The 23,037-nt window shown below is 72.7% G+C and carries 17 protein-coding genes; 16 read left to right on the forward strand and 1 reads right to left on the reverse strand.

From position 1 onward, the window contains the following. Positions 1-127: 127 nt before the first annotated feature. Complete coding sequence (locus tag AB0B64_RS53350) at positions 128-1,270, reverse strand: nucleotide disphospho-sugar-binding domain-containing protein (protein ID WP_357959322.1); 1,143 nt, start codon at positions 1,268-1,270, stop codon at positions 128-130. Between the two features lie 135 nt (positions 1,271-1,405). On the opposite strand from AB0B64_RS53350, the gene AB0B64_RS53355 reads away from it, so the two are divergent. The 16 genes from AB0B64_RS53355 (at position 1,406) to AB0B64_RS53430 (ending at position 23,025) form a co-directional block, all read left to right on the forward strand. Next, a complete protein-coding gene (locus AB0B64_RS53355; RefSeq protein ID WP_358201175.1) occupies positions 1,406-2,392 on the forward strand; it encodes an LLM class flavin-dependent oxidoreductase in 987 nt (328 codons plus the stop codon). Then, complete coding sequence (locus AB0B64_RS53360) at positions 2,389-3,057, forward strand: SDR family NAD(P)-dependent oxidoreductase (protein WP_357959328.1); 669 nt, start codon at positions 2,389-2,391, stop codon at positions 3,055-3,057. The genes AB0B64_RS53355 and AB0B64_RS53360 overlap by 4 nt, the downstream gene beginning before the upstream one ends. A gap of 25 nt (positions 3,058-3,082) precedes the next feature. Then, on the forward strand, positions 3,083-4,042 hold the full coding sequence (locus tag AB0B64_RS53365; protein ID WP_357959331.1) for an alkaline phosphatase family protein: 960 nt from the start codon (positions 3,083-3,085) through the stop codon (positions 4,040-4,042). Further along, positions 4,042-5,196, forward strand: a complete 1,155-nt coding sequence (locus AB0B64_RS53370; RefSeq protein ID WP_358201184.1) for a nucleotide disphospho-sugar-binding domain-containing protein — start codon at positions 4,042-4,044, stop codon at positions 5,194-5,196. Before AB0B64_RS53365 ends, AB0B64_RS53370 begins: the two co-directional genes overlap by 1 nt. Before the next feature lie 14 nt (positions 5,197-5,210). Continuing rightward, positions 5,211-7,703, forward strand: a complete 2,493-nt coding sequence (locus AB0B64_RS53375) for a nucleotide disphospho-sugar-binding domain-containing protein (protein ID WP_358201189.1) — start codon at positions 5,211-5,213, stop codon at positions 7,701-7,703. A 69-nt stretch (positions 7,704-7,772) separates the two neighbouring features. Then, complete coding sequence (locus AB0B64_RS53380; RefSeq protein ID WP_357959340.1) at positions 7,773-9,005, forward strand: nucleotide disphospho-sugar-binding domain-containing protein; 1,233 nt, start codon at positions 7,773-7,775, stop codon at positions 9,003-9,005. Then, positions 9,002-10,192, forward strand: a complete 1,191-nt coding sequence (locus AB0B64_RS53385) for a nucleotide disphospho-sugar-binding domain-containing protein (protein ID WP_357959343.1) — start codon at positions 9,002-9,004, stop codon at positions 10,190-10,192. Before AB0B64_RS53380 ends, AB0B64_RS53385 begins: the two co-directional genes overlap by 4 nt. After that, on the forward strand, positions 10,189-13,410 hold the full coding sequence (locus AB0B64_RS53390) for an AMP-binding protein (RefSeq protein ID WP_358201196.1): 3,222 nt from the start codon (positions 10,189-10,191) through the stop codon (positions 13,408-13,410). Before AB0B64_RS53385 ends, AB0B64_RS53390 begins: the two co-directional genes overlap by 4 nt. Before the next feature lie 29 nt (positions 13,411-13,439). Further along, positions 13,440-14,633 (forward strand): cytochrome P450, encoded by a 1,194-nt coding sequence (locus AB0B64_RS53395; RefSeq protein WP_357959349.1) that lies wholly within the window; start codon positions 13,440-13,442, stop codon positions 14,631-14,633. After that, the gene (locus tag AB0B64_RS53400; protein WP_358201206.1) at positions 14,620-15,660 is read left to right on the forward strand and encodes a Gfo/Idh/MocA family oxidoreductase; all 1,041 of its coding nucleotides are present in this window, start codon (positions 14,620-14,622) and stop codon (positions 15,658-15,660) included. Before AB0B64_RS53395 ends, AB0B64_RS53400 begins: the two co-directional genes overlap by 14 nt. Next, complete coding sequence (locus AB0B64_RS53405; RefSeq protein ID WP_358201213.1) at positions 15,657-17,288, forward strand: FAD-dependent oxidoreductase; 1,632 nt, start codon at positions 15,657-15,659, stop codon at positions 17,286-17,288. Before AB0B64_RS53400 ends, AB0B64_RS53405 begins: the two co-directional genes overlap by 4 nt. 22 nt (positions 17,289-17,310) lie before the next feature. Further along, the gene (locus AB0B64_RS53410; RefSeq protein ID WP_357959359.1) at positions 17,311-18,378 is read left to right on the forward strand and encodes a glucose-1-phosphate thymidylyltransferase; all 1,068 of its coding nucleotides are present in this window, start codon (positions 17,311-17,313) and stop codon (positions 18,376-18,378) included. Beyond that, positions 18,375-19,358, forward strand: coding sequence for a dTDP-glucose 4,6-dehydratase (gene rfbB / locus AB0B64_RS53415; protein WP_358201221.1), 984 nt, complete (start codon positions 18,375-18,377; stop codon positions 19,356-19,358). Before AB0B64_RS53410 ends, rfbB begins: the two co-directional genes overlap by 4 nt. Then, positions 19,348-20,085 carry a class I SAM-dependent methyltransferase gene (locus AB0B64_RS53420; protein ID WP_357959364.1) on the forward strand — a complete coding sequence of 246 codons (738 nt, stop codon included), beginning with the start codon at positions 19,348-19,350 and terminating at the stop codon, positions 20,083-20,085. Before rfbB ends, AB0B64_RS53420 begins: the two co-directional genes overlap by 11 nt. A gap of 15 nt (positions 20,086-20,100) precedes the next feature. Next, positions 20,101-21,309, forward strand: coding sequence for a macrolide family glycosyltransferase (locus tag AB0B64_RS53425; RefSeq protein WP_358201229.1), 1,209 nt, complete (start codon positions 20,101-20,103; stop codon positions 21,307-21,309). A gap of 102 nt (positions 21,310-21,411) precedes the next feature. Next, a complete protein-coding gene (locus AB0B64_RS53430) occupies positions 21,412-23,025 on the forward strand; it encodes an FAD-dependent monooxygenase (RefSeq protein WP_358201236.1) in 1,614 nt (537 codons plus the stop codon). The last annotated feature ends 12 nt before the right edge of the window (positions 23,026-23,037 follow it).

The following is a 23,037-nucleotide window of genomic DNA, read 5'->3' on the forward strand; positions in this document are numbered from 1 at the left end:
CCCGGCCCTACTTTCTTCGCCCTCTCCCTTACTCCGCGGGGGGTTTCACCCCCCCCCCCCCCCCCCCCCGCGGGGGGGGGGGGGGGGCCCCCCCCCCCCCCCCCGCCCCGTTTTCTGGAAGTCGCTCCTAGCGCACCAGCTCCACCAGCTTGTCGGCCACTGTGGCCGGCAGCGGCTGCGCGGCGATCTCCGCTTGGACGCGGCGCGCCGCGTCGGCGAAGGACGGGGTGGCGAGCACCTCGGCGACCCGTGCGGCGATGGAGGCGGCGTCGGCCCCGGCGTCCAGCACGTCACCGGCGCCGGTTTTGGCGAGCTGACCGACGTTGACCTTGTGGTCGGGCAGGACGGGCGCGATCAGGTGCGGCACGCCGAAGGCGGCGGTGGTCAGTGTGGTCCCCATGCCGCCCTGAGAGATGACCAGGTCGCAGCCGGGTAGCACGGCGCCCAGCGGCACCGTCTCGGCCACGTGCACATTGTCCGGCATCGGGCCCAGCGCGCGGCGATCGGCCTCCGACAGTGCGGCGACGACGTCCACGCCGAGCTCCGCGACCGCTTTGATGATCTTCCCGGCCACGAAATCGTAGTACTCGAAGCGGTACATGCTCGTACCCCAGGTGACGCAGACTCTCGGGCGCTTGCCGCCGTCCAGCCAGGAAGGCAGCTCGGCCGTGCCGTTGTAGGGGACATAGCGCATGAGCTGGCGCGGGAAGTCGCCTTCGACCTGCATGCTCGGCGGGCAGGCGTCCACCGTCACCCGCCCCGCCAGGTCGACCATGCCGAGCCCCAGCCGCTCGGTGAGCTCGGCCAGCGCGGGCGACTCCGTCCAGCGCAGCGGTGACAGGCAGTCCAGGCCCAGCAGGTGCCGTACGGCGGGCACCCCCGTCAGCTCGGCCACCAGCGGCGCCGCGTAGGTCGTCTCCTCGAAGACGATCAGGTCGGGCCGCCAGGCCCGCACCGCGTCCGTCAGAGGCCCGGCCATCGCCTCGGCGATCTGCGCGAAATCCCTGATGGTGCGCGACTCGGTCTTGCCGCCCACCTGCACTTTGCGGGGCAGGGCTCCCGGCTTGAGAAAGCGCTCGACCGCCGCGCTCACCTCCTCGTCGGTGCCCAGCGGCATCGCGGGCAGCCCTGAGCGCAGCACGTGCCGCGTCAGCCGGGGCTGGGTCGCGATCATCACGTCGTGTCCGGCCAGCCGGAACGCCCAGGCCAGCGGAACCAGCGGTTGGTAGTGAGAGGGACCCCAGGCCCACATGGTGATCATCACACGCATGTCCTCACCATCGCAGGACCGCCTCGAGGCTCGCTGGAGGGCGGAGAGCGCCCCGCGAGCGCGCCTCGATCGGGACTCAAGACGCCACTGTCACCTTCTCGGGTGAGGTGCTGTCCCTCCGACAAGGACTGTCCCATGGAGATAAGTGTTGGCCTGCCGGCCATGGTTCCCGGCACGGGCCCCGACCAAGTCGTCGGATGGGCGCGCGCCGCCGAGGAGTACGGCTTCGCCGGCGTCGCGGCTCTGGACAGGGTCGTGTTCGGCAACTACGAGCCGATGGTGACGCTGGCGATGGTGGCGGGCGCCACCACCCGGGTGCGCCTGGCGACGACGGTGCTCCTCGGCCCCCTGCGTGGCAACGGCACGCTACTGGCCAAGCAGGCGGCGACGCTGCACCTGCTGACGGGCGGCCGCCTGATGCTGGGCGTGGCCGTGGGCGGGCGCGAGGACGACTACACGGCCACCGGCGCGCCGTTCGCCGAGCGGGGCCGGGACCTGGACGAGATGCTGGCGCGGATGCGCGGCGTCTGGCGAGGCGCCGCCCGGGTCGGCCCTGAGCTGTCCGGCGACGGGCCGCCGATCATCGTGGGAGGTCACTCGCCGGCCGCCCTGCGCAGAGCGGCTCTGCACGCCGACGGCTGGATCGCGGGCGCGGGCTCCGCCGAGCCGTACGAGGCGCGGGTGCGGCGGCTCACCGCCGCGTGGCGCGCGGCGGGCCGCACCGACCGGCCGAGGCTCATGGCCCTGGTCTACTACGCGCTGGGGCCCGGCGCGGACGACCAGGTCAGCGCGTACGTCGACGCCTGCTACGGCGGGCTCGGCCCTTACGCGGGGCGGGTGGCCTCGGGCGCGGTGACGACCGCGGCGCAGGTCGCGGCGGTGGTGGACCGGCACGCCGAGGCGGGCTGCGACGAGCTGGTGTTCTTCCCCTGCGCGGCGGGCGCCGACCAGCTCGAGCGACTGGCCGGGCTGGTCGAGCCGACCGCCAGGACCGCCACGACCGCGACGACCGTGACGGCGACGACCGCGACGAGCGCGACGACCGCTGCGGCGACTGCGACCACCGCCGCGACCTCGGCGACCTCGGCGAACTCGGCGGTTTCTGTGGGCAGGTCGCGATGACGCGCAGAACCGCGTTGGTGACCGGTGCCGCCAGAGGTCTCGGGCGCGCGGTCGCCGAACTGCTGGCCAGGAACGGGCACCGGGTGATCGTCACCGCCCGCGACCGGGAGGCCGCCGTGGAGACCGCCCGCGCCATCGGGCACGACGCGCTGGCGGTCCGGCTCGACGTGATCGACGAGGAGTCGGTGGCCAAGGCCCTCGACCGCGTCGGCGCCGTCGACATCCTGGTCAACAACGCGGGCATCCTGCTGGACGGGCGGGCGGGTGAGCCGGCCGTGGAGGAGCGGACCCTCGCGGTCAACACGCTCGGCTCGTGGCGGGTGTCGCGGGCCTTCGTCCCCGGCATGGTCGAACGCGGCTGGGGCCGCGTCGTGATGGTCTCCAGCGGCACGGCCTCCTTCGCGGGCGGCCTGCACGCGGGCACCCCCGCCTACACAGTCTCCAAGGTCGCGGTCAACGCGCTGACGGTCGTGCTGGCCAAGAGCGTCCACGGCACCGGAGTCCTGGTCAACGCCGTCAACCCCGGCATGGTCAGGACCCGCATGATGCCCCAGGCCACGACCTCGCCCGAGGAGGCGGCGCCCGACGTCGTCTGGGCCGCCACCCTCCCCGACGACGGGCCGACCGGCGAGTTCCTCCGGTCCCGGCGAAGCATCCCCTGGTAACCGATCCGACAACTGATGAGGTCCCGTGCGAAGAACGCTCATGATGCTGGCGCTGCTGATCGGCCTGACACCGCTGCTCACCTCGCCGGCGGCGGCCGCCACACTCGCCTACCCGTGCGGCTGGCGCTCGGCGGCGCCGCAGACCTACGACCATGTGATCTGGATCTGGCTGGAGAACACCTCCTACGGCCAGCTCATCGGCAACAAAGACGCGCCCGCGTTCAACCTGCTCGCCCACCAGTGCGGCACGGCCACCTCTTACTACGGGATGACCCATCCCTCCTTCCGCAACTACATCGCGGCCACCAGCGGGGTCGACTGGCACGGCGCGCCGGCCTCCTGTGACCCCGGCGTCCCCGACTACTGTTACGCGCCGTTCCCCTCGATCCTCGACCAGGTCAAGGCGCAGGGAAGGGAATGGCGGATCTACTCCGACGGGATGCCGGAGAACTGCCGGGCGACCGACGCCGAGCCGTACGTCGTGCACCACAACCCCGCGCCCTACTACCCGCAGATCGCCGACGACTGCGCCCGCTGGAACGTCCCCGCCGGCACGCCCAGGTCGGGCGCGCTCCACGACGACCTGGGCGCCGGTACTCTGCCCGCGTTCTCGTTCCTGGTCGCGGACAAGGACCACGACATATCGGGTACGGAGATCTCCGCGGGCGACACCTGGCTCGGCGGGTGGCTGCTGCGCATCCTGTCCAGCCGCGCGTACCTGTCCGGTAAGACCGCGGTGATCGTCTCCTTCGACGAGGGGTACGGCCTGGGCACCGACGAGGAGTGCGTGACCACCCGCAGCGAGACCTGCCACGTGCCCACCTTCGTGGTCTCCCCGTCCACCCGCCCAGGCGCCAAGTCCGACGTGTTCTTCAACCACTACTCGCTGCTGCGCACCACCGAGGAACTGCTCGGCATCCCCGACCACCTGGAGCAGGCCGGCGATCCCGCCACCCAGAGCATGCGATCGGCGTTCACCTTCTGATGCGCGTGCTCTTCACGGCGTGGGGCTGGGCCACGCACGTGCATCCCATGCTCCCGCTGGCCGGGGCCTTGGCCGCGGCGGGCCATCAGGTGCTGTTCGCGGTCCCGCCCGCGGTGAAGGGCATCCCCGCGACGGCAGGGCTCCCGGCCGTCGCGGTCGGCGGCGACCTCGACGTCCTCCCGGCATTCCGCGGCTTCGCCGTCGGCTCCGTCGCGGGCTCCGTCCCGCCGCCCCGCCCCGGCGGGGCGCCGCGGGTCCTGGGCCTCTTCGCGGATCTGGCCCAGGAGATGGCGGGCGATCTGGTGGACGTGGCCAGGGAGTTCGCTCCCGACGTGGTCCTGTACGACCCGACGGCCCTCGCGGGCCCGGTCGCCGCCGCCACCGTCGGCGTCCCCGCCATCCGCCACCTGTACGGCCTGGACCTGCTCAGACCGGCGGCCGTCGCGGTGACGAGGGCGCTCGAACCCCTCTGCGACCGGTTCGGGCTCCCCCCGATCGACCCGGTGACCGCCCCCGCCGTGGATCCCTGGCCGGGACCCGCACGGCCGGGAGACCTGCCCATCCGCTACATCCCGCACGGCGACTACATCCCGCACGGCGACGGCGACCGGGCACTCCCGCCGCCCGCCGCCGGCCGTCGCCGGGTCTGCGTCACCTGGGGACACACCATGGCCAGGCTCGACGACGAGCTCTTCCTGGCCGGCCGCGTCGCCCGCGCCGTCGCCGCCGATCCCTCGCTCGAGGTGGTCGTCGCGGCGGCTTCCGGGCACCGGCGCCTGCTCGGCGACCTACCGCCGACCGTGCGGGTCGTCGAGGACGAGCCGCTGGGCCGCACCCTCCTGGGCTGCGACGCGCTGATCTCCCAGGGCGGTGCGGGCACCGTACTCACCGGGCTCGTCCGCGGCGTCCCCCAGCTCGCGGTGGGTCAGCTCCCCGACCACCTGGCCCACGCGCGCCGCGTCGCCGAACACGGGGCGGGGCGCGCGCTCACCCCGGACCAGATCCAGGACGGCATCCTGCGGCGGGAGCTGGCGCTCCTGCTGGACACCCCGTCCTACCTCGAGGCCGCGGTCCGCCTGCGCGACGAGATCCGGGCTCGCCCGGCCCCCGCGGATGTGGCGGCCCGTCTCATCGCCATCCTGACAGCTCGCTGAGAGGGCTGAATCCCATGCGCGTGCTCTTCACCTCCTGGGCCTGGCCGACGCACTTCTACCCGATGGTCCCGCTGGCCTGGGCGTTCAGGACCGCCGGGCACGACGTGCTGGTGGCCACTCAGCCGGCCATGACCGAGGCGGTCACCCGGGCCGGGCTGCCGATCTCCGCCGTGGGTCACAGCCGGGACGTCGGAGCCGCCATTCGCGACGTCGGCGGGCCGCGGCGGCCAGGCACCCGGTCCAGCGGCCCGGCCGACCTGCGCCACCTCAGATCGCTGAACTCCCGGCTCTACGTACGCCTGGCCGAGGAGATGATCCCCGGCACCCTCGCGCTCGCCCGGGCATGGCGGCCCGACCTGGTGGTGTTCGAGCCCACCACGTACGCGGGCCCGGTCGCCGCCGCCGACCTCGGCGTGCCCGCCGTACGGCATCTGTGGGGGGTCGACTTTCCCTACCTGCTGCGCGAGTTCGACGATGAGGCCCTCGCCCCGTTGCGCGCGCGTTTCGACCTGGACCCGCTGGAGACGACGGGGGCGATCACCGTGGACGTGTGCCCCGAGCGGATGCAGGTGCCGCCGAGCCCGGACGTGCCGGTCACCGTGGAGCGGCTGCGGGCCCGCTACCTGCCCTACAACGGCGCCGCCGTCATGCCCGGCTGGCTGCTGACGCCGCCCGGCAGGCCCCGGATCTGCGTCACAGGCGGGACGTCATGGATCCACATGACCTCCGGCTCCCTCACCGGCGCGATCGTCGAGGCCGCGGCCAAGCTCGATGTCGAGATCGTCGCCGCCGTCACGGCCGAGGCCGCGCGTGACATGGGCCCGCTGCCGGGCAATGTCCGCCTCGTCGACGGCCTCGCCCTGCACCTGCTGCTCCCCAGTTGCGCGGCCTTCGTCTCGCAGGGCGGCATGGGCAGCGTCATGACCGCCCTGGCGTACGGGGTGCCCCAGCTCGTGGCCCCCCAGGTGGGCGACCAGGCGCTCAACGCGGAACGGCTGGCCTCGACGGGCGCCGGCCGCGTGGTGCTCCCGCACGAAGCCGACCCCGACACCCTCAGGTCCCATCTGGCCGAACTCCTGGAGACCCCCGGGTACGGCGAAGCCGCCGCGACCCTCCGTGCCGAGTCGGAGGCGCAGGCGGCACCCGCGCGCGTGGTGGCCGAGCTGGAGTCGCTGACCGGGCCACGGGTCCGGGCGCGCCGGGCGGCGGGCTCGGCGAAGCGCACCGTGAGTACGGTGAGCACCGCGAACACCGTGCCCTCCGTACGCGCGATGCCCGCGCGGCCGCCCGCCAGGAGCCTGCGGGTGCTGTTCACGCCCGGGTACGGCGGCCCGGGCCCGGCCAGGGCGCTGGTTCCCCTGGCGTGGGCGTTCAGGCTCGCCGGGCACGAGGTGCGCTTCGCGGCCACCCCCGCGATGGAGCGGGAGGCGGGCGACGCCGGTCTCGCCTCGGTGGCCGTCGGAGAACCGGCCGATGTGGGAGCCGCGCTGCGCGCGCAGCTGCCGGCGGCCGACGAGTGCGCGGCTCTTGTCACCGCCCAGTACCACGCGGGGTACGGTCCAGCCCTGTACCTCGCGAAGGAACTGGCCGACCCGTCAGGCGAGCTGACGCCGTGGGCGTTGTCCTACCGGGACGCGCTGGTCGGCTCGGTCGAGCGGGGGCTGCGGCTGGCCGGTCCCGCGATCGGGCAGACCCTGGAGTTCGCCCGGTGCTGGCGGCCCGACCTGGTGGTCTTCGGCCCGCGCGGCTACGCGGGCCCGCTGGTGGCGCGGGTGCTCGGGGTGCCGGCCGTACGGCACCTGCCGGGCATGGACTTCGGCTGGATCACCCAGGCCGTGGAGGCGGCGGCGCTGGAGCCGCTGTGGGCCCGACACGGCCTGGCGGACGCCGACATGTCGGGTACCGTCACGATCGACCCCTGCCCGACAGGCATGCAGGCCCTTGACGGGTCGCCACGGCTGCCCGTGCGCTTCGTTCCCCACAGCGGAGCGCCGGGACCGCTGCCCGCCGGGGCCGGGCGCGTCTGCGTGGCGATGGGCGCCGAGAGCTGGTGGCTGCCTGAGCAGCAGGCCGTGACCGGCCTGGTCACCGCGGCGCTGGAGGCCGCGGCGGAGGTCACGGGCACTGTGGAGGTCACGGTGGAGGTCACGGGGGAGTCCCCGTCCCTCGCGGAGGCGCTGCGCGGCTGCGACGTCCTGGTGACGGCGGGGGACGACGCGAGTCTGCTGACGACGGTCACCGCCGGCGTGCCCGCCCTGGTCCTGCCGCAGTTGCCCGACCACGCCTGGCGGGCGCACCAGTTCGCGGCCACCGGAGCCGGGCTTGTCGTCCCGCCGGCCGAGCTCACGGCCGACCGGGTGCGGGCGGCCGTGGCCGAGCTCCTGGCGGGCACCGGGCACCGGGCACCGCTCAGGCACCTGGGGCGGGAGATGGCGGGGCGGCCGACGTACCACGACGTCGTGGCCGGGCTGCCGGGCATCCTCGGCTTGGCCGAGCGGGTGGCGTGAGCCGTACTCGACCCCAGCTTGAGGGCCGCGGCGGATGCTGGCGGCAGATCGCGACGTCTGGAGGTGCTTGTGCGGGTTCTGTTCGCCTCGTGGGCGTGGCCTTCGCACTTCTATCCGATGGTCCCGCTGGCATGGGCGTTCCAGGCAGGGGGACACCAGGTCAGGGTGGCCAGCCAGCCGAGCCTGTTGCCGCTCATCGTCAAGACGGGGTTGCCGGCCGTCGCCGTGGGGCACGACGTGGACGGCTCGGACATCATGCGGCGGTTCATGAGCCGTCCCGCCGCGCAGGGACAGCCACTCGACATGAGCCGCGATGAGCGGGGCGCGCCCCGCAAGCGCCGCCCGCTGGCGCTCTATGAGCGCATGGCCGACGCCATGCTGCCGGACCTGCTCGACCTTGCCGGGGCCTGGCAGCCGGACCTCATCGTGCACGAGCCCACCACGTACGCGGCCCCGCTCGTCGCCGCCGCGCTGGGCATCGTCAACGTACGGCACCTGTGGGGCGTGGACTTCCAGTACCAGGCGCGGCAGTTCGAGCTCGAGGTGTTCGACCCGCACCGCGAGCGGCTGGGCGTCGACACCTTCGCCCCGCAGGGCGTGGTGACGGTCGACCCCTGCCCGGCAGGCCTGCAGATTCCCACCGACTGCCCGACTCTGCCGGTCGGCTACCTCCCCTACAACGGCAGCGGCGTCATGCCCCGCTGGCTGCTCGATCCGCCGGATCGGCGCAGAGTCTGTGTCACCTGGGGGACCACGATGGGCACCTTCGCCGCCGGGCGGAGCGGGATCGCGCAGGTTCTGGACGCGCTGAGTGACGCCGACATCGAGGTGGTGGCGGCGGTCTCCGAGCGCGACCGGCAGACGCTCGGTACGGTCCCCGCCAACGTCAGGGTCGTCGAGATGCTCCCGCTCCACCTGCTGCTGCCCACCTGCGACCTGCTGGTCACGCAGGGCGGCTCTGGGACGGTGATGACCTCGGCGGTCGCGGGCGTCCCGATGGTGGTCGTGCCGCAACTACCCGACCAGACCCTGAACGCGCAGCGGATCGCGGCGGCGGGCGCGGGCGTCCACCTGCCGCCCGAGGCACGAGAGCCGGCCGACATCCGCGCCGCCGTGGAAAAGACGCTCAGTGAGCCGGGGCACGCGGCGGCGGCGCGCGAGTTGCGCGGGGAGAACCGGCGGCGGCCCGGGCCCGCCGAAGTCGCCGCGCACCTGCAGGGGACCGTGCACCTGCAGGGGACCGCGCACTTGCAGGGGACCGCGCACTTGCCGGGGAAGGCCCACGAAAGGGACATGACATGAGGGTCCAGTTCATGACGTGGGGTTGGAAGACGCATTTCTTCCCGCTGGTGCCACTGGCCTGGGCCTTCCGCCTGGCCGGGCACGACGTGCGAGTGGTGAGCCAGCCCACGCTGATCCCCACGATCACCGAGGCCGGGCTGCCCGCGGTACCGGCGGGGCCCGCCCTCGACCAGGCCCTGCTGCAGCGCGGCTACCGCTACCTGGTCGCGGAGGAGGGGACTCGACCGCTGGAGTGGCCGGACCTGCGCAAGCATGGAATCTGGACGCTCGCGCCCTACCTGCGCATCGCCGAGGCCATGCTCGCCGACAGCCTGGACTTCACCCGGGCCTGGCGCCCCGACCTGATCGTGTACGAGGCCACCACCTACGCGGGCCCCATGGTCGCGGCCCTGCTGGACATCCCGGCCGTACGGCACGGCTGGGGGGTGGACTACAGCTACCTTTTCCACGAGTTCGCGCACGAGGCCCTCGCTCCGCACCGGGCGGCACTGAAGCTGGACGCCATCGACACCCTGGGCGTGGCGACCGTGGACCCGTGCCCGCGCAGCATGCAGATCGGGCCGACCGAGCACGTGGACGCGGACGTACGGCGGTTGTGGATGCGCTACATCCCCTACAACGGCCCCGGCGTGGTGCCCGCCTGGCTGGCCGAGCCGCCCGAGCGACGCAGGATCTGCGTCACCTGGGGATATGTCGTCGGCAGCTTCTACCGCCGCTCCTTCCGCATCGGTGACGTCCTGCGGGCGCTCAAGGGCGTCGACGCCGAGATCGTCGCCGCGGTGCCACCGGGTGCGCGCGAGGAGATCGGCCAGGTGCCCGAAGGGATGCGGGTGGTGGAGGGCGTGCCGCTGCAGCTCATCCTGCCGACCTGCGACCTGTTCGTCAGCCAGGGCGGTCTCGGCGGCATGATGACGGCCATGAGCTGCGGAATTCCGCAGCTCGTCCTGCCACCCGTGCCCGACCAGGTGCTGAACGCCCGGCAACTCGCCCGGACCGGGGCCGGCCGCTTCGCCTTCCTGGAGGAGACGGGGCCGGACAAGCTCGCCGGCCTGGTCGACGACCTCCTGGACACCCCCGCCTACGGCCTGGCCGCCGGCCGCCTGCGCGCCGAGTCGGCCGCCCAGCCCACCCCGGACCTGGTGGCCCGCACGCTGACCGAACTCGCCTTCGCGGGGAGCACACGATGAGCGGGTCGCACGGGTCGAAGGCCAGGCCGGACGGGGACCGGGTCGAGGCGCCGGCCGGGTCGCACGGGCCGAAGGTCGGCTATCCGGACGGGGATCGGGTCGAAGTGCTGGTCGCCCGCGCGGCGGCCGGCCATCCCGACGCGCCCGCTCTGCGCTGGCGGGGCGCGCCGATTTCCTACGCCGCCCTGCTGGCGGCCGCGGAGCGGGTCGCAGCCGGTCTCGCCGTGCGCGGCGTGCGGCCGGGGGACGTGGTCGCGGTCCGGCTGTCACGCGGGCCCGAACTCGTGACCGTGCTGCTCGGGGTGCTGATCTGCGGCGCCACGTACGCCGCGGTGCCCGAGGACTGGCCGCTGCCCAGGTACCGGCAGCTCGCGGCGCGGGCGGGCGTCCGCGTGTGCGTCACGGCCGATCCCGAGGTACCGGGAGCGATCCAGCCGGCCACGCTGCTGACCGACGAGGGGCGGATACGCGCGGGGGAGCGCGGCGGGCCGGGTACGGAGGCCTGCTGCGTCTTCCTCACCTCCGGGAGCAGCGGCGAGCCGAAGGCCGTACTCGCGCCGCACAGAGGGGTGGTCAGGACCGCCTACGACCTGCCGCACATCCCCGAGGGCCCCATGGTCACCCTGCAGGCGGCCCCCGTGGCCTGGGACGTGTTCGCCCTGGAGCTGTGGGTGCCGTTGATCCGCGGCGGGACCTGTGTGCTGTACGAGGGATCGCATCTGTCGTCCCTGGAGATCAGGGCGGCACTGGCCGGCGGTGTGACGTCGATGTGCGTGCCGTCGGCGGTGCTCAACACGCTCGCCGAGGACGACCCCGGCTGCCTGGCCGGGTTGCGGCTGCTCGTGACAGGAGGCGAGCGCGCGTCGGCCAAGCACCTGGAGATCCTCCTGCGCCGCCACCCCGACCTGCGGATCGTGAACGCCTACGGGCCCGTCGAGAACACCATCACCACGACCCGGTGGGAGCTGGCCGGCCCGGAACTGCCCCCGGAGATCCCGATCGGCACCCCCGCGGCCAACACCTCGGTGTACCTGCTCGACGACGAGCGCCGTCCGGTGCCGGACGGCCAGGTGGGGGAGATCGCGGCCGCGGGAGACGGCCTGGCACTCGGGTACGGCGGGGACCCGGAGCAGACGGCCAGGGCCTTCCCCACCCTGACACTCGACGGCGAACGCCATCGGGTCTACCTGACAGGAGACCTGGCTCGCCGCGACGAGCAGGGCCGCCTGGTCTTCGTCGGCCGCAGGGACAGGCAGGTCAAGATCCGCGGTGTCCGGGTCGAGCCGGAGGAGGTGGAGCGGGCGGCCGAGCGGATCCCCGGCATCACCAGGGTGAGCGTCGTCGCGGTCCCCGCCCCCGACGGCGCCGCACGCCTGGCGGTCTTCTACACGCCGGAACCGGGGGCCGAGATCACGCCCGACGCGGTCAGGGCGAGTCTGGCCGCCGTGCTCCCCTCGGGGTTCGTGCCCGACCTGGCGGTGCCGGTGGAGGCGTTGCCCATGTCGCCGAACGGCAAGGTCGACCAGGAGGCGCTCATCGCGCTGCTCCCTTCCATCGAGCCCGTCACCGGGGGACCGTCGTCCGGACCACCGATTGGACCGCCGTCCGGACGTCCTTCCGGGACGCGGATGGGACCTGCGGGACCAGCGGTGGGATCAGCGGGACCGGTGGCAGGAACCGTGGGACCGGCGGTGGGAATCGTGTGCGCCGTGGCGGGGGACCTGCTGGACCGGCCCGTCGCTCCCGGCGACGACCTGTTCGAGGCGGGAGCCACTTCGCTGACCGCCATCCGGCTGGCGAACCGGCTGCTGGCCCTGTGCGCGCGCGAGATCACCGGTGCCGACGTGCTGGAACACCGGACGCCGAAGGCGCTGGCCGTGCTGCTGGACGGGCGGCCCGCCGTGGCCGCCGACGGCGCGGAGGAGATCGGCGAGCCGCGCGCGTGGCGGCCGGAGGAGCAGGAGCGGTGCGGCCCGCCGCACGTTCCCTTCCCCCAGTCGGGATTCTGGCACGCGGCGCAGGTCGCCCCCGAGTTGCACGAGACGATGCTGCCGATCCTGTACCGGCTGCGCGGCCCGCTCGACCTGGGGAAGCTGGGCGCGGCCCTGGACGCCGTGACGGCCAGGCACGAGGCGCTGCGGGTACGCTTCTCCGCGGGCGCGGCCGGCCCGGTGTCGGTGCTGCTGACGCCCGAGCAGACCGCGGGGCTGCTGGAACTGGACGACACGTCACGGGCCGGCGAGGACGCCCTGGCCGCGGCGCGGGCGTGGGCCCTGGCCCCTTTCCGCCTCGCGGCGGCCATCCCCATCCGAGCCAGGCTCTTCCCCTCGGCCGACGGGACCTGGCTGCTGGCCGTGACGGTCCACCACATCGCCTTCGACGAGTGGTCGGCTCAGGTGTTCTGCCGCGACCTCGCTCGTGCCTACAGCGCCCTGGCCGGCGGCGTGACGCCGTTCGACGGGCCGCCCCCGCTCTACTACCGCACCCTGGCCCGCCAGCGGTCCAGGGAGGAGCCGCGCAGGGCGGCAGCCGTACGATATTGGCGCGAGCTCGCCGATGGCGTCCGCGACATGCGCTTCCCCCGTACGGCCTGGCTGTCCATGCAGGGGCCCGCGGGCGAACTGCCCATACCGCTGCCCGCCGCCCTAGCCGAGGCCGCGGCCCGCGCGGGGACGGCGGCGGGCGGGACCGCCACCGCGGTCTACGCGGCGGCCTACGTGGAGACGTTGCGCGCCTACACAGGTACCCAGGACCTCGCGGTGACGACGCCCGTCTCCGGCAGGTCGCTGCCCGAGGCCGACGACGTCGTCGGCTGCTTCGCCTCCCTGGTGCCGCTGCGGCTGCCGCCTTCGGAGCGCGGGCCCGCCGCGCTCGTCGAGACCGCCGCCCGCCAGCTGCGCGCCGCGATGAGCTCCCCCATCCTGTCCGTGGACGAGCTCATGCCCGAGGTCCCCGCCGAGCACCGGCGGCACCCGCTGCTGCAGGCCTACCTGCAGGTCGAGGAGCTCGCCCCCGAGCGCGTTCTCACCCTCGCCGACGACGTCCAGGCCGAGCTGATCGACGTGCCGCTGCGCAGCGTCATGGCCGAGGTGGCGCTGCACCTGCGCCCCGGCTCCGGCGGTCTGTTGCGCTACCGCCGCGACGCCGTGCCCGACGCGGACGCCGCCTGGCTCGCCGACCGGTGGCTCGCCGAGGTCCGCAGGATGACGGACACCTGAACGTCAAGCCCCCGACACAAGGAGTGCCCATGCACGACAGGCTCTTCCCGTTCGTCACCGCCGACCCCGGCGAGCCCGTTCCCGAATACGCGGAGCTGCGGGAGACGGAACCCGTCGCCAGGGTCACCCTGCCGACCGGGCATCGCGGGTGGCTGGTCACGCGTCATGAGGACGTGCGGGCGGTCTGCGGCGATCCCCGGTTCAGCAAGGAGCTGGCCACCGCGCCCGAGGCGCCCAGGCTGCTGCCGATCGCGCGCGGGTCCAGGTCGATCGTCAACCTGGACCCGCCCGCGCACACGCGGCTGCGGCGGCTGGTCGCCCAGGGCTTCAGCCGCCGCCGCACCGACGCTCTGCGCCCGCGCGTGACGGAGATCGCCGGGGATCTCGTCGACGCGATGACGGCCTGGGGCACCACGGCCGACGCCGTGGCGGCGCTCGCGCTGCCCCTGCCGGTCACCGTGATCTGCGAACTGCTCGGCGTGCCGGTGGACGACCAGGAGCGCTTCCGCGCCTGGAGCGACCGGCTGCTCAGCGTGCCCGGACCCGAGGTGAGCGCCGAGGAGACCGCCGAAGCCGGGATGAACCTGGCGGTCTACCTGGCGGGCCTCATCGAGGACAAGCGGGTGAACCCCGGTGACGACGTCCTGACCACCCTGGTCTCCGCTTACGAGGAGGGCGACCGGCTGAGCGAGGAGGAGCTGATCACCTTCGGCATGACGCTCCTCGTCGCCGGCTACCACACCACGACCAGCGCGATCGCCCACTCCCTGCTCCAGCTCCTCTCCCGGCCCGAGCGGTACGCGATGCTGGTGGCCAGGCCCGAGCTCGCCGAGCGGGCCGTGGAGGAACTGCTGCGTTACTCCCAGATCGCCAGTGGGTTCGGGGCGCTCAGGATCGCGACGGAGGACGTCGAGCTGGGCGGCGTCCGCATCCCGGCGGGTGACCCGGTCATCCCGCTCTTCACCTCGGCGAACAGGGACGAGAAGGTCTTTCCCGACGCGGGCACCCTCGACCTGGAGCGCGCCGACAATCCGCACCTGGCCTTCGGCGCCGGCATGCACTACTGCCTCGGCGCTCAGCTCGCCCGGGTGGAGCTGCGGGTCCTGCTGGAAGAGCTCGTACGGCGGCTGCCGACACTGGCGCTCGACGACCAAGAGGACGGGATCGAGTGGCTGACCGCCACAGCCTTCCCCCGACCGCTCAGCCTCCATGTCTCCTGGTAACCCGGACACGGGAAGGCCGCTGGGCATCGGTGTGCTCGGCGCGGCCGACATCGCCTGGCGGCGTACCATCCCCGCGATCCAGCGCTGCGACCGGCTCCGGCTGGTCGCCGTGGCCAGCCGCGCGCCGGAGCGGGCGGCGGCCTTCGCCGGCCGGTTCGGCTGCGAGCCCGTGACCGGCTACGAGCGGCTGCTGGAACGCGACGACGTGGAAGCGGTCTACATACCGCTGCCGAACGCGCTGCACGAGCAGTGGGCCGCCACCGCGCTGCGGGCGGGCAAGCACGTCCTGGTGGAGAAGTCGCTCAACGCCGACGCGGCCGGCGCGGCCGCGTTGGCGCGGACCGCCGCGGCCGGCGGCCTGGCATTCATGGAGAACTTCACCTTCCTCCACCACGGCCAGCACGACCGGGTCCGCGAACTGGTGGCCGAGGGCGCCATCGGGACGCCGCGTGCTTTCAGCGCCTCCTTCGGCATCCCGCCCGCCGACCTCTCGCTCATCAGGTACGACCCCGAGCTGGGCGGCGGAGCGCTCCTGGAGACCGGCACCTACACCGTGCGCGCCGCGCAGCTCTTCCTCGGTCCCGACGCCGAGGTGGCCGGCGCCGTCCTGCGGCATGACCCGCGGACCGGTGTGGACGTCGCGGGCTCGGCGCTGCTGGTCGACGGGCAGGGCGTCACCGCCCAGTGTGACTTCGGCTTCACCCACCTCTACCGCTGCACCTACGCGATCTGGGGAAGTGCGGGCCGCATCTCGCTGGACTGGGCGTTCACCCCGCCGCCCGAGGCGCGCCCCGTGCTCAGGCTGGAGCGGCCCGGCGTGCGGGAGGAACACGTGCTGCCCGCCGCCGACCAGTTCCTCGGCGCGCTCACCGCGTTCGCCGGGGCCTGCGCCGATCCGGTGAAGCATGAGGAGCACGGTGCCGCCGCGGTCCGCCAGGCGGCCCTGCTGGAATCGATCAAACGGCAGGCCCATGTCGTACCTCCTCAATGCCAGACACCCGCGCGACCGGATGGGAGACGGCCATGACCGAACCCGAGGTGCTGATCGTGGGAGGCGGTCCCGCCGGGCTGGCCTGCGCGGTCTTCCTCGCCCAGCGCGGGGTGGCGGTGACGCTCGCCGAACGGCACGAGGGCACGCTGATTCACCCCCGAGCCCGGACGATCAACCCGCGCACCGCCGAGTTGCTCCGTCAGGCCGGAATCGAGGACGAGGTGCTGGCCGCCCGTACCTACGTCGGCGAGATGGCGTCCGTGGCCATGCTCAAGGTGGAGACCCTCGCCGGGGCCGAGCTGCGGCGCACCGAGCAGCGGCCGCCCACCGACGCGGCCGGGGGAGAGCAGGTCAGCCCCAGCGGCTGGGGCATGATCGATCAGGATCGGCTGGAGATCCTGCTGCGCGCCCGCGCCGCCGAGCTCGGTGCCGACCTGAGGTTCGGCACCGCTCTGACCGGCTTCACCCAGGATGACGACGGGGTGACCGCCACGCTCGAGGACCTGGCGAGCGGGCGTGAGCGCGAGGTGCGGGCGCGCTACCTCGTCGGTGCCGACGGCCACCACAGCACGGTGCGCGCGCTCACGGGCATCGAGGTCGAAGGACCAGGAACGATCTCCGAGGTCCTCAGCATGGTCTTCGACGCGGACTTGACCGTACCCCTGCGCGGCAGGCACGATCCGGCACGCGAGACGTTCATCGCCTCCTGCCACTTCACCGTCCCCGCCGAGGGCACCGTCCTGTTCCCGCACGGCACCGACAATCGCTGGGTCTTCAACACCCCCGGCACGGGGCAGCCCGACGACGCCGCCTGCGTCGAGCTCGTACGGGCCGCGATCGGCGTGCCCGAGCTGGAGGTCACCCTCGTCCCCCAGCTCGCCAACGGCGTCAAGGTCCTGACCTACAAGATCGCGGCGCAGGTGGCGAAGCGGTTCCGCGACGGCCGCGTCTTCCTCGCGGGCGACGCGGCGCACGTCATGCCGCCCACGGGGGCCTTCGGCGCGGGCACCGGTATCCAGGACGCGCACAACCTGGCCTGGAAGCTGCACGCCGTGCTGTCCGGGCAGGCGGGTCCCGCCCTGCTGGACAGCTATGAGGACGAGCGGCGCCCGGTGGCCGAGTTCACCCTCGGACAGGCGCTGCTGCAGCTCCGCCAGCGGTCCGGTGTCCAGGTGGAGCACGGGGCCGAGCCGGTGGAGTACGACGCCGTCGTGTTCGGCTACCGCTACCTGTCAGGCGTGATCTGCGGAGCCGACCCCGGCGGCCCGGCCGCCGTGCCGCCCAGGGAGCTGACCGGCGCACCGGGCACGCGCGCGCCGCACCTGGCGGTGCGCCGGGCCGGGCACGAGATCTCCACCCTGGACCTGTACGGCCCGCGCCACGTCCTCCTCGCGGGGCCCCGGGGGGAGGCGTGGGCCCGCGTGGCGCGCGCCCATGACGTCGACGTCTACCTCGTCGGCACCGACCTGGAGGCGGATCCCGGGCAGTGGGCGGCGGCGCACGGCGTGACCGAGTCCGGCGCGCTGCTCGTCCGCCCCGACGGCTTCGTCGCCTGGCGGGCACCGGCGGACGGCGGCGGTGAGGGTGCCGCCGAGGCGGTGATCGCCGACGTGCTCGCGCGCGTCACCTGCCGGGCTCCAGCGATCCTCAAACGACAGTCGTGATCGACGGGATACCAATTCACCTATGAAGGCTCTGATCCTGGCAGGCGGGATTGGGACGCGATTGCGTCCCCTCAGCCACTCGATGCCTAAACAGCTCGTGCCGATCGCCAACAAGCCTGTCGTCTACCACGGTCTGGAGAACATTCGCAGGGCCGGGATAACCGACGTGGGAATCGTCGTAGGCGACCGCGGCCAACAGATCCGCGCGGAGGTGGGCGACGGCTCGCGCTTGGGCCTGCGCATCACCTACATCTCGCAGAGCGAGCCGCTGGGCCTGGCCCACTGCGTCCTCATCTCACGTGACTTCCTCGGTGACGACGACTTCGTCATGTACCTCGGCGACAACGTGCTGCTCGGGGAGATCTCCGACTTCGTGGAGGAGTTCCATGAGCATCGCCCGGCGGCCCAGGTCATCGTGACCAAGGTCACCGACCCATCGGCGTGCGGCATCGCCGAGATCGACGCCAACGGCAGGGTCGTCGGCCTGGAGGAGAAGCCGCAGCGACCCAAGAGCGACCTGGCGCTGATGGGCGTCTACTTGTTCACCCCGGCCGTCCACGAGGCCGTCCAGAGCATCGGCATGGGCCGGCGCAACGAGTGGGAGATCACCGACGCCATCCAGTGGCTGGTCGAGCGGGGCAGAAAGGTCCGCGCCCAGGTGTTCTCCGGCTTCTGGCGCGACACGGGCCAGATCGAGGACCTGCTGGAGTGCAACCGGGCCCTGCTCGACGGCCTGGAGGGCAGCCTGGCCGGTGAGATCGATGCGCGCAGCCGCCTGTCGGGCCAGGTGGTGGTGGAGCGCGGCGTACGGATCCGCAGGTCCAAGATCGAGGGTCCGGTCATCATCGGCGCGGACAGCGTGATCGAGGACAGCGTGATCGGCCCGCACACCGCGCTCGGCCGCGGCTGCGCCGTACACGACGCCGGGATCAGGAACTCCATCGTCCTGGACGGCACCTCGGTCAGGGGCGTACACGGGATCCACGCCTCGGTCATCGGCAGATCGTCGACCGTCGTCCCCTCGCCCGCCGACCCCCGGCGGCACCGCCTGATCGTCGGCGACCACACCTACGCGGAACTGGCGACGTGAACATCCTGGTCACCGGCGGTGCCGGCTTCATCGGGAGCCACTACGTCAGGAGCCTGCTGCGGGGAGACCGCGCCGGCTACGAGGGCTCCCGCGTCACCGTGCTGGACAAGCTGACCTACGCCGGCGACACCGCCAACCTGCCCATGGATCACCCGAGCCTGACGTTCGTGCGCGGCGATGTCTGCGACGAGGGCCTGCTGCTCGACCTGCTCCCGGGGCACGACGCGGTGGTCCATTTCGCCGCGGAGTCGCATGTGGACAGGTCGCTGGTCGCCGCCTCGGAGTTCGTGCGCACCAACGTGGCCGGAACCCAGACTCTGCTGCACTGCTGCCTGGCCGCGGGGGTCGCCAAGGTCGTACACGTCTCCACCGACGAGGTGTACGGCTCGATCGCCGAGGGATCCTGGCGCGAGGACCATCTGCTGGAGCCCAACAGCCCCTACGCGGCGTCCAAGGCCGCCGCCGACATGATGGCCAGGGCCGCCTTCAGGACCCATGGCCTGGACGTGTCCATCACGCGATGCTCCAACAACTACGGCACGCACCAGTTCGTCGAGAAGGTCATTCCGCTGTTCGTTACCCGGCTGCTGGACGGGCGGGACGTCCCGCTCTACGGGGACGGCCGGAACGTGCGCGAGTGGCTGCACGTGGACGACCACTGCCGGGCTGTCCAGCTCGTACTCGAGCGGGGCCGCGCCGGTGAGATCTACAACGTCGGCGGCGGCGTCGAGCTCACCAACAGGGAGCTGACCGCCAAACTGCTCGACCTCTGCGGAGCCGACTGGAGCCGGGTGCGGGCCGTCACCGACCGCAAGGGGCACGACCTGAGGTATTCGGTCGACGCCACGAAGATCCACGAGGAGCTCGGCTTCACCCCCGGCATCGACTTCGACGCGGGCCTGGCCGAGGTCGTGCGCTGGTACGCGGACAACCACCAGTGGTGGGACACACGAGAGGAGCGGTTGGCACATGCTCGCTGAGTTCATGGCCGAGACGGGCCGGGCGGTACTGAAGGGGGTCCCGCCGGACGGCAGGGACTACTGGGCGGCGAGGTTCTGGGACAGGGACTCGGCCGAGCGGCACAGCATCCTGGCCGACGAGTTCCTGCTGCAGAAGGACACGATCGCCGGTTATCTGTCGACATATGGTGCGGAGGCGGAGCGGGCGCTTGAGTTCGCCTGCGGCACCGGCGAGTTCACCCGTCTGGTCGCCGAGCGGACGAAGGTGCGCGAGATCACCGCGCTGGACATCTCGGCCCAGGGCCTCGAGCTGGCCCGGGAGCGGGTCAAGCACGACGCGCTCCAGCTCTTGCTCGGCGACTTCTGGAAGGACAACGGGCTCAAGCCGGCCGACCTGGTGCTGTGCATCGACGCCATCCACCATCTCGGTGACGTGCGGCAGGTGCTGCGCAGGTTGAAGACCTTTGTAGAGCCCGGCGGGACCTTCGTCGGCAACGTGTGGATCGCCGACCACTTCCACGAGTTCCAGCGCAAGAGGTACGGCGCGCTCGAGCACTTCGGCAGGACCGCCCTGTTCTTGAGCACCGCCCTGCTGATCCGCGCCACGGGCGGGCGGGTGCGCACCGGCTCCTACCGTACGCAGCTCCTGCGCAGCGCGGAGGTCGAGAAGATCCTGGCCGAGGAGTTCTCCGAGGTCCTGGACGTCAAGGTCGAGCGCTACTTCATGGGCTTCGTCTGCCGCCCCTGACCGTCACGGAGTCCCATGGCAACCGCAGCTTTCCTGGCCTTCCCCGGCTACGGGCACATCATCCCCTCACTCCCGGTCGTCGCCGAGCTGGTCAGGCGCGGGGAGGTGGTGCACTACTTCGCGCTGGACTACTTCAGGCCGGCGATCGAAGCGACCGGCGCCGTCTTCCACACCTACGGCGACGACATGCCGCTGGAGGGCCTGGGCGGCGACGGTAACCCGCTTCGCCAGATCAACGCCTTCCTGAGCCTGGGCCGGTGGGTGCTCGAGCACACGCTGAAAGAGGTCCGCGCGCTCGAACCCGACTACATCGTCTACGACATCCTCAGCACGTGGGGCGGCCACATGGCGAGCATCCTCGGCGTCCCGGCCGCATGCTCGGTGCCGATCCTGCTGGTCAACCGGCGAATGGCCTACGCGCTGCCGCTGGAGGTGCTGCGGATCTTCGCCTGCCGGGTGGCCAACCCTGGACAGGTCGTACGCAACCGGATGCTGGCCAGGAGCATCCGGCGTGACTACGGCGTCGATCAGCCGCACGACTTCCGGGTCTTCACCAACCCGGGACCGCTCAACATCGTCTACAGCTCCAGGATGTTCCAGCCCTACGCGGCCGCACTGCCCGAGGACCGCTTCGTGTTCGTCGGGCCCGCTCTCCAGGCCAGGCCCGAGTTCTCCTTCCCCACCGACTGGCTGGACGGCAGGCCGCTGGTCTACGTCTCGCTGGGCACCGTCTTCAACGATCGCCCCGAGTTCTACCGGACCTGTATCGAGGCCTTCGGCGACCAGGATCTGCAGGTCGTCATCTCGGCCGGCCGCTCGATCGCGTCCTGGGACCTCGGGGCGATCCCGGACAACATCAGGGTCGAGGCGTTCGTCCCCCAGGTCGAGCTGTTGCGGCACGCCTCGCTGTTCATCACCCACGGCGGCACCAACAGCGTGTACGAGGCCCTGTCCTTCGGCGTACCCATGGTGGTGATCCCGCAGGACGCCGACCAGCCGTGGATGGCCAGGAGAGTGGCCAGGCTCGGCGCGGGACGGGTACTGACGAACCGGCGGCTCGACGCGCGCTCCCTGCGCCGTGCCGCCGCCGCCGTCATGGCGCGGCCCTCCTACGCCGAGGCCGCGGCCAGGGTCGGCGCGTCCCTGCACGAGGCGGGCGGCGCGCCGCGGGCGGCCGACGAGATCCAGCGCCGGCTGCGGCCGATGAGACTGACCGCCAGATGAGGCGTCACGCGCGCGTGCGCCCGCCCGAGATCGAGCGCCAGATGAGGCAGCACGCGCGCGTGCGCCCGCCGGCCACCGCCGCACCGCGGAGAGAGGACAACGATGCGCGTTGAGAGCGTTCCCGTACTGATCGCGGGGGCGGGCCCCGTCGGGCTCGCGGCCACGGTCTTCCTGAGCCGCCACGGCATCAGACCCCTGCTCGTGGAGAAGCGTCCCGGCACGTCCGTGCTCCCCCGAGCCCCGGGCATTCAGGCCAGGACCATGGAGATCTTCCGCGCGGCCGGCCTCGAGCCCGGCATCCGCGCGCTGGAGATGGACGACTCCCTCGCCTATTTCGAGGGCGGCATCCTGCGCACCCGCACGCTCGCGGAGATCGCCGACGCCCAGGTCATCGAGGCCCCCACCTTGTACGGCGAGACCATCAGCCCGGTCACCGCCATGGGCTGCGGCCAGGACCGCTACGAGACCGTGCTGCTGGCCGCGGCCAGGGAGCAGGGCGCCGAGGCTCGGTTCGGCACCAGGCTCGTCGGGTTCGAGCAGGACGAGGACGGCGTCCTGGTCACCCTCCAGAACGCCGAGGAGCGCTATCAGGTACGCACGCGCTACCTCGTGGGCGCCGACGGCTCGCGCAGCGACGTCCGCGCGGCACTCGGCCTGGAGACCCGAGGCAGAGGCGCGGTGTTCAACGCGCTGAGCATCTACTTCCGGGCGCCGGAGCTGGAAGGGCTCATGGGCGGCCGCAGGTTCATCCTCTGCTACACCACCGCCTCCACCACGCCCGTCGCGCTGTCGCGGCTGCACGGCTGCGACCCGTGGGTGGCGGCCGCCATCTACGATCCCGAAGCGGGTGAGTCGGTCGCCGACTTCACCCCTGAGCGCTGCGTGGCGCTGCTCCGGGAGGTGTCGGGCCGCCCCGATCTGGCGGTCGAGGTGGTCGACCGGGTCCCCTGGGAGGGCGCGCAGCGGATCGCGGAGCGCTTCGGCACGGGGCGGGTGTTCCTCGCCGGGGACGCGGCCCACGTCCATCCGCCCGCCGGCGGTTTCGGTGCCAACACCGGCATCCACGACGCGCACAACCTGGCCTGGAAGCTCGCGGCCGTCCTGCAGGGCTGGGCGGGCCCCGGGCTGCTGGACACCTACGACGCCGAGCGCAGACCGCTGGGCACGGCCATGGCCGAGCAGGCGATGGTCCGCTTCCGTATCAGGCACGGCCGGGCACTGCCCGGCGACCGGCTCGTGGACGACATCATCGTCACCCTCGGCTACCGGTACGCCTCCACCGCGGTCCCCGGCGGTGTCGAGACCGAGCCGCTGTCACCCAGCTTGGAGCTGAACGGCGAGCCGGGTACGAGAGCCCCGCACGTGTGGCTGCGGCGCGGCGCCGAGCCCTTCTCCACACTCGACCTGTTCTCCGACGGGTTCGTCCTGCTCACGGGACCGGGCGGTGCGGCGTGGGCGGACGCGGCGACGCGGGTGGCCAAGGAACTGTCCGTGCCGCTGCGTGCCGTGGAGGTCGACGCCGCGGTCACCGCCGCCTACGGCATCGGCGACGGCGGCTGCGCGCTGGTCCGGCCGGACGCGTTCGTCGCCTGGCGCGCCGCGGGGCCCGCCGCGGACCCGAACGCCACTTTGCAGGAAATCATGACAAAGACTCTCTCCTGTGGCGAACCTCGTTATGATCATTCGGGTCTCGCGTCCGACCCCGTCCACCAGTGACAGGAGTGCGTG

The sequence above is a fragment of the Nonomuraea sp. NPDC049129 genome (genome assembly GCF_040648495.1).
In the GTDB taxonomy this organism is placed as follows: domain Bacteria; phylum Actinomycetota; class Actinomycetes; order Streptosporangiales; family Streptosporangiaceae; genus Nonomuraea.